Source organism: Aeromonas sp. ANP5, from assembly GCF_963870295.1.
GTDB classification, from domain to species: Bacteria; Pseudomonadota; Gammaproteobacteria; order Enterobacterales; family Aeromonadaceae; genus Aeromonas; species Aeromonas veronii.
Window position 1 is genome coordinate 1 of record NZ_CAWMRY010000013.1, and the last position, 15,297, is coordinate 15,297.

The following is a 15,297-nucleotide window of genomic DNA, read 5'->3' on the forward strand; positions in this document are numbered from 1 at the left end:
CGGGACAGCCCGCAGCAAAAAGCCCCGCCAGCAATGGCGGGGCTTTTTCGTATGGATGGGCGAAGAGTGGCTAGCGGCGACTGCGCCAGCGCACCCTGGGGGTGATCACCTGGGCAGTCTGCGCCGGGGGATTACCTGCAATCAATTGCTGCATCAGCTCGAAAGCGGCGAGGGCCAGCGCCGGACAATCCTGCGCCACCGAGTCGATGCGCATGGGAATGCAGTCGAGCAGGTCGTGATCATCGAAGGTGCACAGGCGCATGCCCGTTTCCATCAACCCCGCCTCGTTAAGGTAGCGCAGTACCCCTTCCAGCAGGGTAAAGGAGGCGGTAAAGAGCCCCTTGGGGGGGGCTCCCAGCTCGGCCACCAGCTCGGCCATCAGCTGATAACCGGAGCTCGGCTGGTAGTCGCGATGGCGCACCCGGGCGGCATCGGCTTCAAAACCGGCGCGATGGAGCCCCAGCTCATAGCCCGCCAGCCGGTGACGGCTGGGGGAGAGATCCAGCAAACCGCCGAAGTAGTAGATCTGCTCGCCGCACTCGCTGGCCATGTCCCGCACCAGCTCGGCGGTGGCCTTGCAGGCATCGGAGATCACCATGGGTAAGCGCGACTCGCCAATATGGCGGTCGAGCTGCACCACCGGCAGGCGGTCGTGGATGCGGGCATAGATGTCATCGCTGTGGCCGCTGGAGGCGACAATCAGCCCATCTACCTGACGGCTGATGAGGTTGTCCACCACCCGCTGCTCGAGGGCGGGATCATCCTCGGAGCAGGCGATCAGCAGCTGGATGCCCGCCTCTCGGCAGTGGGCCTCGAGGGCGCGGGCGATGCGGGCAAAACCGAAGTTGGTGAGATCGGGGATCACCAACCCCCAAGTGTAGCTGCGGGTCTCGCGCAGGGAGCGGGCGTGAAAGCTCGGCAGGTAGTGACACTCCTCCGCCACCGCCTGAATGCGCTTGCGGGTATCATCGGCGATCCGGTACTCCGCACTCTTCCCGTTGAGCACCAGACTGGCGGTCGCCTTGGACACCCCCGCCAGTTCGGCGATCTGGGCAATCGTGATCCGTTTCTTCTTCTCCACCTGGCCTCCCGGCTGACTAGAACCGGGCTATTGTACTAGGCACGCCGACAGCGACCAGTGATTGAGGCAAATTTTGCAGCCATCATCGCCGTTACCTGATGATAGTTGCGGCTTTTCCCCGGGGAAGTAGCGCGCCGACAGGCTGTGTCGCCCCTCATCGATGAAACACTCCAGACTGGAGCGATCGCACAGGACGGTGATCCGCCCGCCAGCCCATGGGCTGCAGCGGGTCTCCCACGCTCCGCTCTGCCAGTTCTGGCGCCGCAAGGTGATGCTCCCCGGCTGCCACACCAGCTCGGCCACGGCACCAAACCAGAGACTCCCCTCACCGCAGAGATCCAGATCGATCCAGGCCGAGTCGATGGCCAGCCCCGGAAATTCGCCGAGCGTCCCCTCGAAGCGGGTCAGTTCTCCCTTGAGCGCCGCAAGCTCCGCCACCGGCCGCTGGCAAAGCCACTCATCCTGCCAGAACAGCTCCCGCGGGCAGCTCATCTGGTGGATCCAGCCGTAAGCGATCGTAGGCTGGCTCATCTCGTTCTCCTCCGGCAGCCCCAGCCAACCGAACAGGAGGCGGCGCCCCTGACTGTCTCGGGTAGTTTGCGGCGCATAGAACTCGAAGCCCCGATCCAGCTCGTGAAAAGCCCCGTGCTCGAAGCGCTCGCCGTCGAAGTTGCCAAAAAGCCAGCCGCACTGGTAGAGGTTGCGATAATCCTCGCCTGCCGGGGAAATCCCCTGCGGGCAGCTGATCAGCACATGCTGATCCCCCAGCGGGAAGAGATCCGGGCACTCCCACATATAGCCAAACTCACCCAGCCCCCCTCGCCCGCTACCGGCGATGGGGCCCACCCGCTGCCAGCTTTGCAGGGTGTCGCCGCGATAGAGCAGCACTTCGCCCTTGTCATCCAAGGTGCGGGCCCCCAGCACCATCAGCCACTGCTGGCCGTCGTGCCACACCTTGGGGTCGCGCACATGGCCGCTGTAGCCTGCGGGCAGATCCAGCACACGCCCCAGCTTGGCAAAACCGCCCTCACTGTCGGCGCGGGCCAGACACTGATAGGCGGTGCGGCTGCCATCCGGGTATTTGACATTGCCGGTGTAGATAAGGGTCAGACGCCCCTGCTCGTCGCTCACCGCCGAGCCCGAATAGCAGCCGTGGCTCTCATAGGCTTCGGTGGGCAACAGCGCCACCGGCTCGTGCTGCCAATGCAGCAGATCGGTGGAGGTGACATGGCCCCAGCCCTTGTTGCGGTGCTCGCAGCCCAGCGGATTCCACTGGTAGAAAAGGTGGTAGCGCCCGTCGTGCTCGATAAAGCCGTTGGGATCGTTAAGCAGCCCCACCGGGGCTGCCAGATGCCAGCGGGGCCGATGGGGATCGGCCGCCGCCTTGAGCTGTCCGGCGAGCAGCGACCGGACAATCTGGTTGAGAAGATCGCTTTCCTTCATCACTCCACCTTGTACTTGAGCAGGTAGGAAGCGGCGAAAGCGGCGCCAAAGGCGATCACCAGCCCGATGATGTAGTGAATCAGGCTCATGGGCTGGACGATGGCCATGCCGGGAATACCGGTCAGCCCCACCGCCGTCATCCCCACCTTGGCCGCCACCACGTAGGCGCCGCCGCAGGCCCCGCCAAACAGACCGGCAAGGAAGGGTTTGATGTAGCGCAGGTTGACGCCGAAGATGGCAGCCTCGGTGATACCCAGCAGGCAGGACATGGCCGCCGGCACGGTAATGGCCTTGATCTTCACGTCGCGAGTCTTGAAGTAGACCGCGAGGCAAGCCCCGCCCTGTGCCACGTTGGCCATGGCCCAGATGGGCAGCAGGAAATTGACGCCAATTTGCGGATTGGCCAGCAATCCCGCCTCGATGGCGTGGAAGCTGTGATGGATGCCGGTGATAACGATAAGCGAGTAAGTGCCGCCAAATACCAGCCCCGCCAGCCAGCCCGCCTGCTCATAGAGGGCACTCAGACCGAACGAGATGCCATCCCCCAATACCCGACCCGCCGGGCCGATAAAGAGCAGCGCCACGAAACCGGTGATGATGACGGTCAGGAACGGGGTGAGGATCAGATCCAGCGCATCCGGAATGCGCTTGCGCAGCTGTTTCTCCAGATGGGACATAAACCAGACTGCCAAGAGCACCGGGAAGACGGTGCCCTGATAGCCGATCATGGCGACATCGAGCCCGAAGAAATCCATGGTCTTGAAGCCACCGGCCACGCCCCAGGCGTTGGTTAGCGCCGGGTGGGTGAGGATGCCGCCAAGGGTCGCCCCGAGGTACGGATTGCCGCCAAACTCCCGCGCCGCCGTAAAGCCGATCAGGATCGGCAGTATGATAAAGGCCGCCGAGCTGAACATATCGAGCATCACAAACAGAGCGCTGTCGGCATTGGCCCAGCCGTAGGTGCGCACCATGCCGAGCAGCCCCATCAGCAGGCCCGAGGCGACGATGGCCGGAATGATCGGCACGAAGATGTTGGAGAGGGTTCGCGCCAACCGTTGAGCCACGTTGAGCTTGGCCGCCGCCATGTCGGTCAGCTCAGCCTTGCTGGCGGTGCCGGTACCGGTCAGCGCCACAAACTCCGCATAGACCTTGTTGACCAGACCGGTGCCGAAGATCACCTGAATTTGGCCCGCGTTGCTAAAGCACCCCTTGACCCCCTCCAGCTTGTCGATGGCGGCCTTGTTTACCTTGCTGTCATCGGCCAGCACCAACCGCAGCCGGGTGGCGCAGTGGGCAGCGCTGACGATGTTCTCCTTGCCCCCGAGCAGGGGCACCAGATCCTTGGCTATCGCACTGATATTCATATTCTTCCTCTTATGACCCGCCACGCTGGCGGGCCCTTGTCACATGAGAGTAGGGGCTGTCGAGCCGGGCTTCTAGCCTCAGCTCAAAAGCCGCTTGCGCCTGATCGCAAAAAGGCATCCAGTTCGGAGCGGGTCGGCAGCGCCGTCATCGCCCCCTTGGCGGTGGTGGCGAGCGCCCCGCAGCCGTGGGCCTGAGCCAGGATGGCGGGTAGCTCGGCCAGCGTCGGCAGCGACGAGCGCCCGGCCAGCGCCGCCAGCAGACCGGCGACGAAGGCATCACCCGCCCCCGTGGTGTCGATGGGCGTCACTTTCTGCCCCACCCACTCCAGCAACTCGCCATCAAGACGAGCCACCACACCGGCCGCCCCCCGGGTCACCAGCACCAGCGCCGGGCCAGAGAGAGTCGCAAGCCCGGCAGCCAGATCATCCTCGCCGCTCAGCAGTTGCAGCTCCTCAATGGAGAGCTTGACCACATCAGCCTGTGCAATTGCCTGACGCACCAGCGGCAGCATCTCGGCGGGGTTGCCCCACACCTCGGGGCGCAGGTTGGGGTCGAAGCAGACCCGCCCTCCTGCCGCCTTGATGTCCGCCATGGCCTGCAGGCAGCTGGTGCGTACCGGCTCGTTGGCGAGCGCGATTGAGCAGGTCAGCAACCACTGACCGGCATCGAAGTGGGGCAACTCATCCGGGGTGAGGAACTGGTCGGCACTGGGGCGCACCATAAAGGTGAAGCTGCGCTCCCCCTCGTCATCCAGTTCTACCAGCACGGTAGAGGTGCGATGGTCTGGATCGAGCCTCAGCGCACCGATATCCACCCCCTCCCCGCTCAGGGTGTCGGCCATAAAGCGGCCGAACGGGTCAGCACCAACCCGGCCGATAAAGGCCGCATCGCCGCCCAGCCGTGCCACGCCAACCGCCACATTGGCGGGCGCGCCACCCGGACACTTGAGGTAGTGCAACGCCCCTTCCGGGATCAAGTCCACCACCGCATCCCCCATTACCCACACACGATTCGTCACCTTGCTACTCCACTGCTGCATCGGATCCACGGTCCAACCCGAACTCTGTTCTGTTGGCTGGCATTATCAGCTAAACCGTTTTAGCCAACCAACAGATCTCGGCACCGGCTGCCATTTTTGTGATCGGGATAACGAACTAGAACCAGGTTTCCATCTGTACGCCAAAGTTCCACTCGCCACCGGCGGTGAAGTTGCTCTGGCCCATGGCATCGTCGCTAGCGTAGTTGTCGAGCTCGGAGGACCAGTCCATCCAGCTGGCGAACACCCGCAGCTCGGGACGTTCGAAGAAACCGGCGGTCTGCGCCTTGAAGGTGGGGGCGAAGGTGAGCTTGGTGAAGTTGCCGTTCACCGCCTGGCGTCCCTTGTAGCCCTTGGGATCGAGATCCATGTACTGCCAGGCTGCCTCGTAGACCAGCTCGACGTTCTGGCTCAGCACCTGCGCCACCCGGGTATTGAAGGTGAGCCAGCGGTACTCGTCCCCTTTCACGTAGCGATCCTGACTCTGCTCGGCCAGTAGGGCCGGGGCAAAACGCCAGCGCGAGTTGAGATCGGTGGCGCCAAACACGGCGACCCGCACTGCATCGGCGTCCGGCAGCAGTTCGCTGTCAGAGCCCAGCCCCTTGACCTCGGCCCCCAACCCATGACCGTACAGTACCGCTGCCTTGGCAAACCCTGGGTTGATGCCAAAGAAGCTCTCGCCGTGGTAGGCCAGCAGGGTGTGTGCCCCCTTGTCCGCCGCCTCGCTGCCCGTCCCCTTGTCATTGATGCGGGCGTCATTGTCCTTGGCCGAGAGACCGTTCACCATCCACTGCCAGTTGCCGACGCGGTTGTTCATGGTGAGGATGTAGCTCTCGATATCGGAGAGACCGCTGGCGCTGATGTCGCCGTAATCGCGGCCATAGAGGGAGAAGTTGGCCTTCCAGCTATCGGCCAGTTGCACGTCGTAGACGCCGCCGCCGGTACCGGCCAGGAACACCACGTCGGAATCGAGCCAGTGGATGTCAAAGTTGTCCCGATCAAAGCGCTTGCCCGCCCACAGCACCGCATTCTTGAAGGGGCCGTCGAAGCTCGCCAGATTGCCGATCTCGGCAAACACCTGACGGGTATTGAGGCTCGAATCGCTGGCGGTCCAGTCGTTGCTGGTCTCCACCCCGTCAGCCAGCATCAGCTTGTAGCGGGCCCAGCTGCCATCCTCGAAGGTCTGGGTTTTCAGCAGGTTGGCCTCCATGTAGGTGTCATCCTCGTTGCCAAGGCGACCGACAGCCCCACCCACCGAACCGGCTGGCGTGATGTAGGGGCCACCGCGCCCGCCGTTGCCATTGCTGTTGACCAACAGGCCCGAGCGGGCATAGCCGTGAAACTCGAAGCCCTGGGCACCAGCGGTCTTCTCATCCACCTGCTGACTGCGGTTGTCGGCCGCCTGCGCCTGCTCGCTGGCCGCGCTCGCCTTCACTTCCGCCTGACTGGCACGGCTCTCTGCTGCCTCGGCTCTCGCTTCAGCCGCCTGTACCCGCGCCTCCAGCGCCGCCAGACGGGCCTCTATACCGCCATCCGCCGCCCACAGCGGGTTGCTCATCCCCAATCCCAGCGCTACCGCCAGCGCCAACTTGCTCTTGAACATCATCATCTTCCTCACCTGTCATCTGTGGCCCGGACGGGCGCTGTTGTTATCGACAGACGGAGCATAGCTAAACCGCTTTAGCCAACTCAATACGGTAACTAAACCGTTTCAGCAACAGTGTGAGCGGGATAACATTTGTACAGCAGGAATTGGCGGGAGTTGTGAGGAGGATCCCTCATCAGGATCCACTCAATAGGGCGGATCCTGGCTAAACGGCGGGCAAAAAAAGAGCCGGCACAAGGCCGGCTCTGTTTATTCGGGTCGCTGAAATCAGCTGGTCAGATCGTCGAAGAAGCGTTTCACCCCTTCGAAGAAGCCTTCCGATTTCGGCTTGTGGGTCTTGGCAGCGGCACCGCTGAAGGATTCGTCCAGCTGGCGCAGCAGCTCTTTCTGCTGCTCGGTGAGGTTGACCGGCGTCTCGATCACCACCTTGCACATCAGATCCCCTACCTGGCCGGAGCGTACTGACTTCACGCCCTTGCCGCGCATGCGGAACATCTTGCCGGTCTGGGTCTCCGGAGTGACCTTGAGCTTGACGCGGCCATCCAGGGTCGGCACTTCAATCTCGCCACCGAGGGCGGCTGCGGTGAAGCTGATGGGCACTTCGCAGTAGAGGTTGTTGCCGTCACGCACGAAAATTTCGTGCTCTTTGACGTGCACCTGTACGTAGAGATCCCCTGCCGGAGCTCCCGCTTCCCCCGCTTCCCCTTCACCGGAGAGACGGATGCGATCTCCGGTATCGACGCCCGCCGGAATTTTCACCGACAGGGTCTTGGTGCGCTGGTAGCGACCTTCACCGTGACACTTGCGGCACGGATCCTTGATGATCTTGCCGCGACCGTGACAGTGCGGACACGCCTGCTGCACCGCAAAGAAGCCCTGACGCATCTGCACCTGGCCGGAGCCGTGGCAGGTCGGGCAGGTCTGGGCACTGCTGCCGGTGTGGGCACCGGAGCCGTTACAGACTTCACAGTGAACCAGGGTCGGCACCTTGATCTCCTTGGAGACCCCGCGTACCGCCTCTTCCAGCGTCAGCTCCATGGTGTAACGCAGGTCGGAGCCACGGGCCGGGCCACGACGGGCACCACCACGGCCACCGCCGAAGATGTCACCGAATACGTCACCAAACATGTCGGCGAAGTCGGCACCGCCGCCAAAGCCACCGTGGCCACCGCCACCCTGGCTCGGGTCGACACCGGCATGGCCGTACTGGTCGTAACGGGCACGCAGGTTGGCATCGGTCAGGACCTCGTAGGCTTCCTTGACCTCTTTGAACTTCTCTTCGGATGCGGCATCACCCTGGTTACGATCCGGGTGATACTTCATGGCCAGGCGCTTGTACGCCTTCTTGATCTCGCGATCGTCGGCATCTTTCGCCACACCCAGTACTTCGTAGAAATCGCGCTTCGACATACTCATCCTGTGGTTACGCAGACGGGCGTTGGTTACCCAACGCCCGTGAATTCATTGACCAAGCCGATGGGCGAAGCGGACTTCGCCCATCTGGGTAGGGCTTACTTCTTGTCGTCTTTCACTTCTTCGAACTCGGCGTCGACTACGTCGTCGTCAGCCTTGGCAGAAGAGGAGGACTGACCGGCATCAGCACCGGCTGCACCCTGGGCCTGAGCCTGCTGCTGGGCAATTTCCATCAGCTTCTGGGACGCTTCCAGCAGAGCCTGCTGTTTGGCTTCGATAGCAGCCTTGTCGTCACCCTTGATGGCAACTTCCAGCTCGCTCAGAGCGGCTTCGATCTTGGTCTTGTCGTCGGCAGGCAGGGCTTCACCGGCTTCGGTGATCTGCTTGCGTACGGAGTGGACCAGACCATCAGCCTGGTTGCGAGCCTGTACCAGCTCTTCAAACTTCTTGTCCTCGGCCGCATTGGCTTCGGCTTCGCGTACCATGCGCTCGATCTCGTCATCAGACAGACCAGAGGAGGCCTGGATGGTGATCTTCTGCTCTTTGTTGGTCTCTTTGTCTTTCGCAGAGACGTGCAGGATACCGTTGGCATCGATGTCGAAGGTCACTTCGATCTGCGGCAGACCGCGCGGTGCCGGACGGATGCCTTCCAGGTTGAACTGGCCCAGAGACTTGTTGTCGCTGGCGCGCTTGCGCTCACCCTGCAGCACGTGAATGGTCACGGCAGACTGGTTGTCTTCGGCAGTGGAGAACACCTGGGACTTCTTGGTCGGGATGGTGGTGTTCTTCTCGATCAGCGCAGTCATCACGCTGCCCATGGTTTCGATACCCAGGGAGAGCGGGGTAACGTCCAGCAGCAGTACGTCGGTCTTGTCACCGGACAGTACGGCGCCCTGGATGGCAGCACCCATGGCCACGGCTTCGTCCGGGTTGACGTCTTTACGCGGCTCTTTGCCAAAGAACTCGGCAACGGTCTTCTGAACCAGCGGCATACGGGTCTGACCACCAACCAGGATCACGTCGTCGATCTCGCCAACTGCCAGACCGGAGTCTTTCAGGGCGACACGAACCGGCTCCAGAGAGTCCTTCACCATGTCTTCCACCAGGGATTCCAGCTTGGCGCGGGTCACCTTGATGTTCATGTGCTTCGGACCGGTGGCATCTGCAGTGATGTACGGCAGGTTGACGTCGGTCTGCTGGGCAGAAGAGAGCTCGATCTTGGCTTTCTCGGCGGCATCTTTCAGACGCTGCAGAGCCAGCTGGTCGTTGCGCAGGTCGATGCCCTGCTCACGCTTGAACTCGTCTACCAGATAGTTGATGACGCGGTTGTCGAAGTCTTCACCACCCAGGTGGGTGTTACCGTTGGTCGCCAGTACTTCGAAGGTGGTTTCGCCTTCAACTTCGTCGATCTCGATGATGGAGATATCGAAAGTACCGCCACCCAGGTCATATACGGCAACCTTGCGCTCGCCCTTGACCTTGTTCACGCCGTAAGCGAAAGCAGCAGCAGTCGGCTCGTTGATGATGCGTTTTACATCCAGACCGGCGATGCGACCGGCATCCTTGGTAGCCTGACGCTGGGCGTCGTTGAAGTAGGCCGGAACAGTGATAACGGCTTCGGTTACCGGCTCACCCAGATAGTCTTCAGCGGTCTTTTTCATCTTTTTCAGCACTTCGGCAGAGATCTGCGGCGGTGCCATTTTCTTGCCCTTCACTTCAACCCAGGCGTCGCCGTTGTCAGCTTTGGCGATGGCGTACGGCATGATTTTCAGGTCACGCTGCACTTCTTCATCTTCAAAACGACGACCGATCAGACGCTTGATGGCGAACAGGGTGTTTTTCGGGTTGGTGATGGCCTGACGCTTGGCCGGCTGACCAACCAGGATCTCGCCATCATCGGCATAGGCAATGATGGACGGAGTAGTACGATCGCCTTCTGCGTTCTCGATCACGCGAGCAGTGTCGCCATCCAGAATAGCGACGCAGGAGTTGGTAGTACCCAGGTCAATACCGATGATTTTACCCATTTGACGAATCTCCAAATACTTTGAATAAACTGGCGAGGAACTCGCCTTAATGCGTTAACGGCTAGGTGGGGGCTGCCAATCTGGCTTTCAAGCTCCCGGCATCAAATTTTTTGTGCCGCCGCGGCCTTGCTACCTATATGGGGTCGCCGGACGCAGCTTCAAGCCCCAACCCTAAAAAACCAAACCCTTTGTCATGGTTGCGCGGTCACGTTGAGCCGTTAAACCGGGCAAGATGAGCAGGTGCTGCACTGCGAAACAAAAAGCCCGCCACAGGGCGGGCTCGGGCACCCACAGCCAATCAGTCGACCGCTTTGGCGATCATCACCATGGCCGGACGGATCACCCGACCGTTGAGGTCATAGCCCTTCTGCATCACTGCAATGACGGTGTTCGGGGCCACATCGGCACTCGGCACCATGCTCATCGCCTGATGGGCGTTGGGGTCAAACGGCTGGTTGATCGGGTCGAGCGCCACCAGACCAAACTTGGCCACGCCGCTCTGCATGGATTTCAGGGTCAGCTCGACACCTTCGATCATCGGCTTGAGGGCTTCGTTCTCCTTGTCGGCCAGTTCGATGGCACGCTCAAGGTTGTCCAGCACCGGCAGCAGTTCATTGGCGAACTTCTCCAGAGCGAATTTGTGCGCCTTCTCCACATCCAGCTCGGTACGACGGCGCAGGTTCTCCATCTCGGCGGCGGTACGCAGAGCGCGTTCACGCTCTTCCGCCGCTTTTTGGATGGCGGTTTCCAGCTGCGCTTCCAGTTCGGCAATACGGGCCTGCTCGGCTGTCACTTCACTGTCTACATCGGTCGGCTCGACTGGCTGGGCTTCCACTTGCTCCATCGTTTCAACCTTTTGCTCTTCGTGGTTCATGACATCTCCAATTCCGGGGTTACTTATGAGGGCCCTGACGTCTGGTTGAGCGACCGGACGACAACAGACCGACTATGTTGGCGCTATTATGGGGATGCATCCCCGGCTTTCAAGGGGTAAAGGGCAATCTGGGTTGCTGAATAGCCGCAACCGTCGGTTTATCCGGGTTGCAGCTCACCGTTTAACCAGTAGCCTCAAGGGGATAGCAGGCCCCGTCACACGGGAGAGCGTCACAAGCGGAGCAAAGCACTGTATACTGGCCCGCAATACCCATCCCAGATCTGACTGACTATGGATTCTCCGTTCAAAACCATCGCCCTGATTGGCAAACCCCACCATGAGGGGGCCAACCAGACGCTGACCGGCCTGCATCAATACCTGACCGCCCGCGGCTTTCGGGTACTGGTGGAGAGCCGGGTCGCCCAGACCCTGAGCATCCTCGATGAAAACGTGATGGATCTGGTGCAACTGGGCCAGCAGGCCGATCTCGCCATCGTGGTGGGCGGTGACGGCAACATGCTGGGGGCGGCGCGAGTGCTGTCGCGCTTCGATGTGGCGGTGATCGGGGTGAACCGGGGCAACCTCGGCTTTCTGACCGATCTCTCGCCGCAGGATTATCTGCTGCCGCTGGAGCAGGTGCTCTCCGGTCACTACAAGAGCGAACACCGCTTCCTGCTGGAGGCTTCGGTCTATCGCCACGGCGAGCGCAAGTCGAGCAATCTGGCGGTGAATGAAGCAGTGCTGCACCCGGGCAAGATCGCTCATATGATCGAGTTCGAGGTCTATATCGATGGCAGCTTTATGTACAGCCAGCGCTCGGACGGCATCATTGTCGCCACTCCGACCGGCTCCACCGCCTACTCCCTGTCGGCAGGTGGCGCCATCCTCACCCCCAAGCTCAACGCCATCACGCTGGTGCCGATGTTCCCGCATACCCTCAGCAGTCGCCCCATCGTACTCGATGCCGACAGCGAAGTACGGCTGCTGGTCTCGCCGGATAATCAGGACGATGCCATGCAGGTCAGCTGTGACGGTCAGGTGACGCTGGCGGTCCACCCGGGGGACGAAATCCTGATCAAGAAGAGCCACCACCAGCTTCATCTGGTACATCCCCTCGACTACAGCTACTTCCACGTGCTGCGCAACAAGCTCGGCTGGGGCAGCAAGCTGTTTTAATCGGCGCTGACCGACAACGGCATTGCCAGAGAGGGCGCCTGAATTGGCGCCTTTCTCATTTCTGTCGTAGCAACGTCCCCTGCACTCTCATATCAGTACCGCATTTTCATAGCCATACCGCACTGGCGCGGCTTTCCTTTGTTAAAAATGACGGTGCCCTCTTTACTGTATATAAGACCAGTATATACTGGATGCATACACAGTAATGTTGACCTATACAGGATGAGACCATGCTGACCCAGCTGACCGTCAACAACTTCGCCATCGTCAAGTTTCTCGAACTCGATCTGCAACCGGGCATGACCTGCATCACAGGTGAGACCGGCGCCGGTAAATCCATCGCCATCGATGCTCTCGGTCTCTGTCTCGGAGAGCGGGCCGAAGCGGGCATGGTGCGACCCGATAGCGATAAAAGCGAGGTCAGCGCCCGCTTCCTGCTGGACAACAACCCGGCCGCCCGCGCCTGGCTCGCCACCAACGAACTGGAAAACGAAAGTGAATGTATCGTGCGGCGAGTCATCTCAGCCGAGGGGCGTTCACGCAGCTATATCAACGGCGTGCCTGTCCCCCTCACCCAGCTCAAGAATCTGGGCCAGCTGCTGGTCAACGTACACGGTCAGCATGCCCACCAGATGCTGCTCAAACCCGACTACCAGCTCGCTCTGCTCGACGGTTATGCCGGTCACCATCTGCTGCTCGACGAGGTGCGCCAGCACTATCAGCAGTGGCGTCAACTGCAAAACGAGCTGAACCGGCTCAAGGCCGAGCAGCAGCAGCGGGAAGCCCGCCGCCAGCTGATCGAGTATCAGGTGCAGGAGCTGGACGAATTCGCCCTGCAACCGGGGGAGTTTGAAGAGATAGAGGAGGAGCACCAGCGTCTCGCCAACGGCACAGAGCTGATGCAGGAGTGCGGGGCTTGCCTCGATCTGCTCTATGACAACGAAGAGACCACTATCGCTGGCCTGCTGCAATCGGCCGTCGATCGGGCCGAGGGGCTGGTCAGCATGGACAGCCGCCTCACTCCAGTACTGGAGATGCTGAACGAAGCCCTGATCGGGGTGCAGGAGAGCCACAGCGAGCTGCGCAGCTATCTCGATCGGCTGGAGCTGGATCCCGAGCGGTTCAACGAGCTGGAAGCTCGCCTCTCCAAGGCGATCAATCTGGCCCGCAAGCACCACGTCAAACCGGCAGATCTGGCTCAGTACCATCAGGAGCTGGCCTCTGATCTTGCTCGCCTCAACTCCGATGAAGAGCGGTTAGAGGGGATGGAAGATGAGCTGGCCGAGGCCCGTCAGGCTTTTGTGCAGGCCGCCGAAGCCCTGAGCCAGAGTCGCCAGCGTTACGCCCAGGAGCTGGGCGCCAAAGTGACCAGCAGCATGCACGAACTGGCGATGCCCGATGGCCGCTTTACCATCGAGGTGCGCCCCGATGCCCAGAGCAGCCTCTCTCCGCTGGGTATAGATCGGGTGGAATTTATGGTCACCACCAACCCGGGCCAACCGATCCAGCCGCTTGGCAAGGTGGCCTCCGGCGGTGAGCTGTCGCGCATCAGCCTCGCCATCGTGGTGATCAGCGCTCGCAAGGTCTCCACCCCGACCCTGATTTTCGACGAAGTGGATGTGGGGATCAGCGGCCCGACCGCCGCCGTGGTAGGTCGCCTGCTGCGCCAGCTCGGGGAGTCCACTCAGGTGATGGTGGTCACTCACTTGCCTCAGGTGGCTGGCAACGGCCACCAGCATATGGTGGTGAGCAAGCATACCGATGGCAAAACCACCGAAACTCAAATGAGTGCCCTTGATGAGACAGCCCGTCTCAATGAGTTGGCACGCCTGCTCGGTGGCGACCAGATCACCGACAACACCCTGGCCAATGCCCGCGAGCTGCTGCGCCGTTGAATCAGGCCAAAACGCCGATTTGCAGCGATGGCAACTGACAGGGCTGACCGAACATGCTGACTGCGCAGGCACGGACGAGTGCCATAGCCTGCACAGTCAGCAATAGCCAATAGCCAATAGCCAATAGCCAATAGCCAACTGTGAGAACCGAACTCGCGTCAGGATTACCGACCCAGATCAATAAAATGGCGAGTTAGGCGAAGCTGGCAGCAACATGGGCGTGGATCCGGTTGCCTTCATGTGGCGGATTTCGCATAGTGTTGCCCCCCTTTATGGGTATCCAATTGTGAGGCTTTGTCTATGATCCACGTTTTTGGTCACAAGAATCCTGATAGCGACAGTATCTGCAGTGCGCTGGTTATCACCGACTGGCTCAATGGCCAGGGCCGTCAGGCCACCCCATGGCGTCTGGGTGACCTGCGCACTGAAACCCGTTTTATTCTGGAGCAGGCTGGCGTCAGCGAACCCGAGTTGCTGACCAAAGATCTGACCGGTGAAGATGTCTGGCTGGTGGATTTCAGTGATCTGGAACAGGGCCCTGCCACACTGGCACAAGCCAATGTACTGGGTCTGGTGGATCACCACCGTCTCGGTACTCTGGTCACCCAGTCTCCGCTGGATGCCTGGATCCGGGCCGTCGGCTGCACCTGCACCATCGCCTTCGATCTGCTGAGCCAGCAAGGTACCGTGACCCGCAGCCAGGCTCGTCTAATGCTGGGTGCCATCATGAGCGACACCCTCTGTCTCACCTCGCCGACCACCACCGAGCAGGACAAGATCGCTTGTGAGCGTCTGGCACCGCTGGCCGAAGTATCGCTGGCCGAATTCGGCCAACAGCTGCTGATGGCGAAAACCGACCTGAGCGGCCTGACTCCAGCTCAACTGCTGCAGCAGGATGAGAAGGCATTCCAAGCCGAAGGGTTGAACTTCATCATGAGCCAGATTGAAGTGGGCAGCGAACAGCAACTGGCCGAGCACCTGCCAGCCCTGCAGCAGGAGATGGCCCAGCGCGTGGCGAGCGAAGGGCTCGACTTCTTCGTGTTGATGGTGACTGACCTGACTGCGGCTGCCAGCCGTATCTACTTTACCGAGCACGCCAAAGTACCGGCCGAGTCCAGCTACCACCCGGGCTTTGTCAGCCGCAAGAAGCAGGGTCTGCCCTGGGTGATGGATCTGCTGGCCAAGGCCTGATCCTCCCTCGCCATCACCTATTCCAAAGCCCTGCCTCTGCCCAGGGCTTTTTCATCGCCACCACCAGTCGCACTCGCCCCTCTTGCTGACCATCTTGCTCACCACTGCGGTCTCTCGCTTACTCTTTTCACGGCTTATTGACAGTTAACGCCATAACTTTGCTTACATATTTGCGGCTGTTATTTATCAG

Annotated in this window: 11 protein-coding genes; 3 read left to right on the plus strand and 8 right to left on the minus strand. The window is 61.0% G+C overall.

The window, feature by feature from the left end:
- Positions 1–70 precede the first annotated feature (70 nt).
- The 8 genes from AACT07_RS09385 to grpE all read right to left on the minus strand — a co-directional run bounded on the left by AACT07_RS09385 (position 71) and on the right by grpE (position 10,845).
- Entirely contained in the window at positions 71–1,081 is a 1,011-nt protein-coding gene (locus AACT07_RS09385) for a substrate-binding domain-containing protein (RefSeq protein ID WP_021231153.1), read from the minus strand.
- 27 nt (positions 1,082–1,108) lie between these two features.
- Positions 1,109–2,524, minus strand: coding sequence for a glycoside hydrolase family 32 protein (locus tag AACT07_RS09390; RefSeq protein WP_069527406.1), 1,416 nt, complete (start codon positions 2,522–2,524; stop codon positions 1,109–1,111).
- On the minus strand, positions 2,524–3,888 hold the full coding sequence (locus AACT07_RS09395; RefSeq protein WP_043818633.1) for a sucrose-specific PTS transporter subunit IIBC: 1,365 nt from the start codon (positions 3,886–3,888) through the stop codon (positions 2,524–2,526). Before AACT07_RS09395 ends, AACT07_RS09390 begins: the two co-directional genes overlap by 1 nt.
- An 83-nt stretch (positions 3,889–3,971) precedes the next feature.
- Entirely contained in the window at positions 3,972–4,928 is a 957-nt protein-coding gene (locus AACT07_RS09400; RefSeq protein WP_083249942.1) for an aminoimidazole riboside kinase, read from the minus strand.
- A gap of 115 nt (positions 4,929–5,043) precedes the next feature.
- Positions 5,044–6,534 carry a carbohydrate porin gene (locus AACT07_RS09405; RefSeq protein ID WP_139123782.1) on the minus strand — a complete coding sequence of 497 codons (1,491 nt, stop codon included), beginning with the start codon at positions 6,532–6,534 and terminating at the stop codon, positions 5,044–5,046.
- 264 nt (positions 6,535–6,798) lie between these two features.
- A complete protein-coding gene (gene dnaJ, locus AACT07_RS09410) occupies positions 6,799–7,941 on the minus strand; it encodes a molecular chaperone DnaJ (RefSeq protein WP_005338032.1) in 1,143 nt (380 codons plus the stop codon).
- 101 nt (positions 7,942–8,042) lie between these two features.
- Positions 8,043–9,971, minus strand: coding sequence for a molecular chaperone DnaK (dnaK, locus tag AACT07_RS09415; protein ID WP_042053028.1), 1,929 nt, complete (start codon positions 9,969–9,971; stop codon positions 8,043–8,045).
- A gap of 298 nt (positions 9,972–10,269) precedes the next feature.
- On the minus strand, positions 10,270–10,845 hold the full coding sequence (grpE, locus tag AACT07_RS09420) for a nucleotide exchange factor GrpE (protein WP_069527411.1): 576 nt from the start codon (positions 10,843–10,845) through the stop codon (positions 10,270–10,272).
- A 291-nt stretch (positions 10,846–11,136) separates the two neighbouring features.
- Here grpE and nadK point away from each other — a divergent pair, with 291 nt between their 5' ends.
- The 3 genes from nadK to AACT07_RS09435 all read left to right on the plus strand — a co-directional run bounded on the left by nadK (position 11,137) and on the right by AACT07_RS09435 (position 15,107).
- Positions 11,137–12,021 carry an NAD(+) kinase gene (gene nadK, locus AACT07_RS09425; protein WP_005338038.1) on the plus strand — a complete coding sequence of 295 codons (885 nt, stop codon included), beginning with the start codon at positions 11,137–11,139 and terminating at the stop codon, positions 12,019–12,021.
- Between the two features lie 230 nt (positions 12,022–12,251).
- Positions 12,252–13,916 (plus strand): DNA repair protein RecN, encoded by a 1,665-nt coding sequence (recN, locus tag AACT07_RS09430; protein WP_069527412.1) that lies wholly within the window; start codon positions 12,252–12,254, stop codon positions 13,914–13,916.
- A 300-nt stretch (positions 13,917–14,216) separates the two neighbouring features.
- Positions 14,217–15,107, plus strand: a complete 891-nt coding sequence (locus AACT07_RS09435; RefSeq protein ID WP_040065992.1) for a manganese-dependent inorganic pyrophosphatase — start codon at positions 14,217–14,219, stop codon at positions 15,105–15,107.
- Positions 15,108–15,297 lie beyond the last annotated feature (190 nt).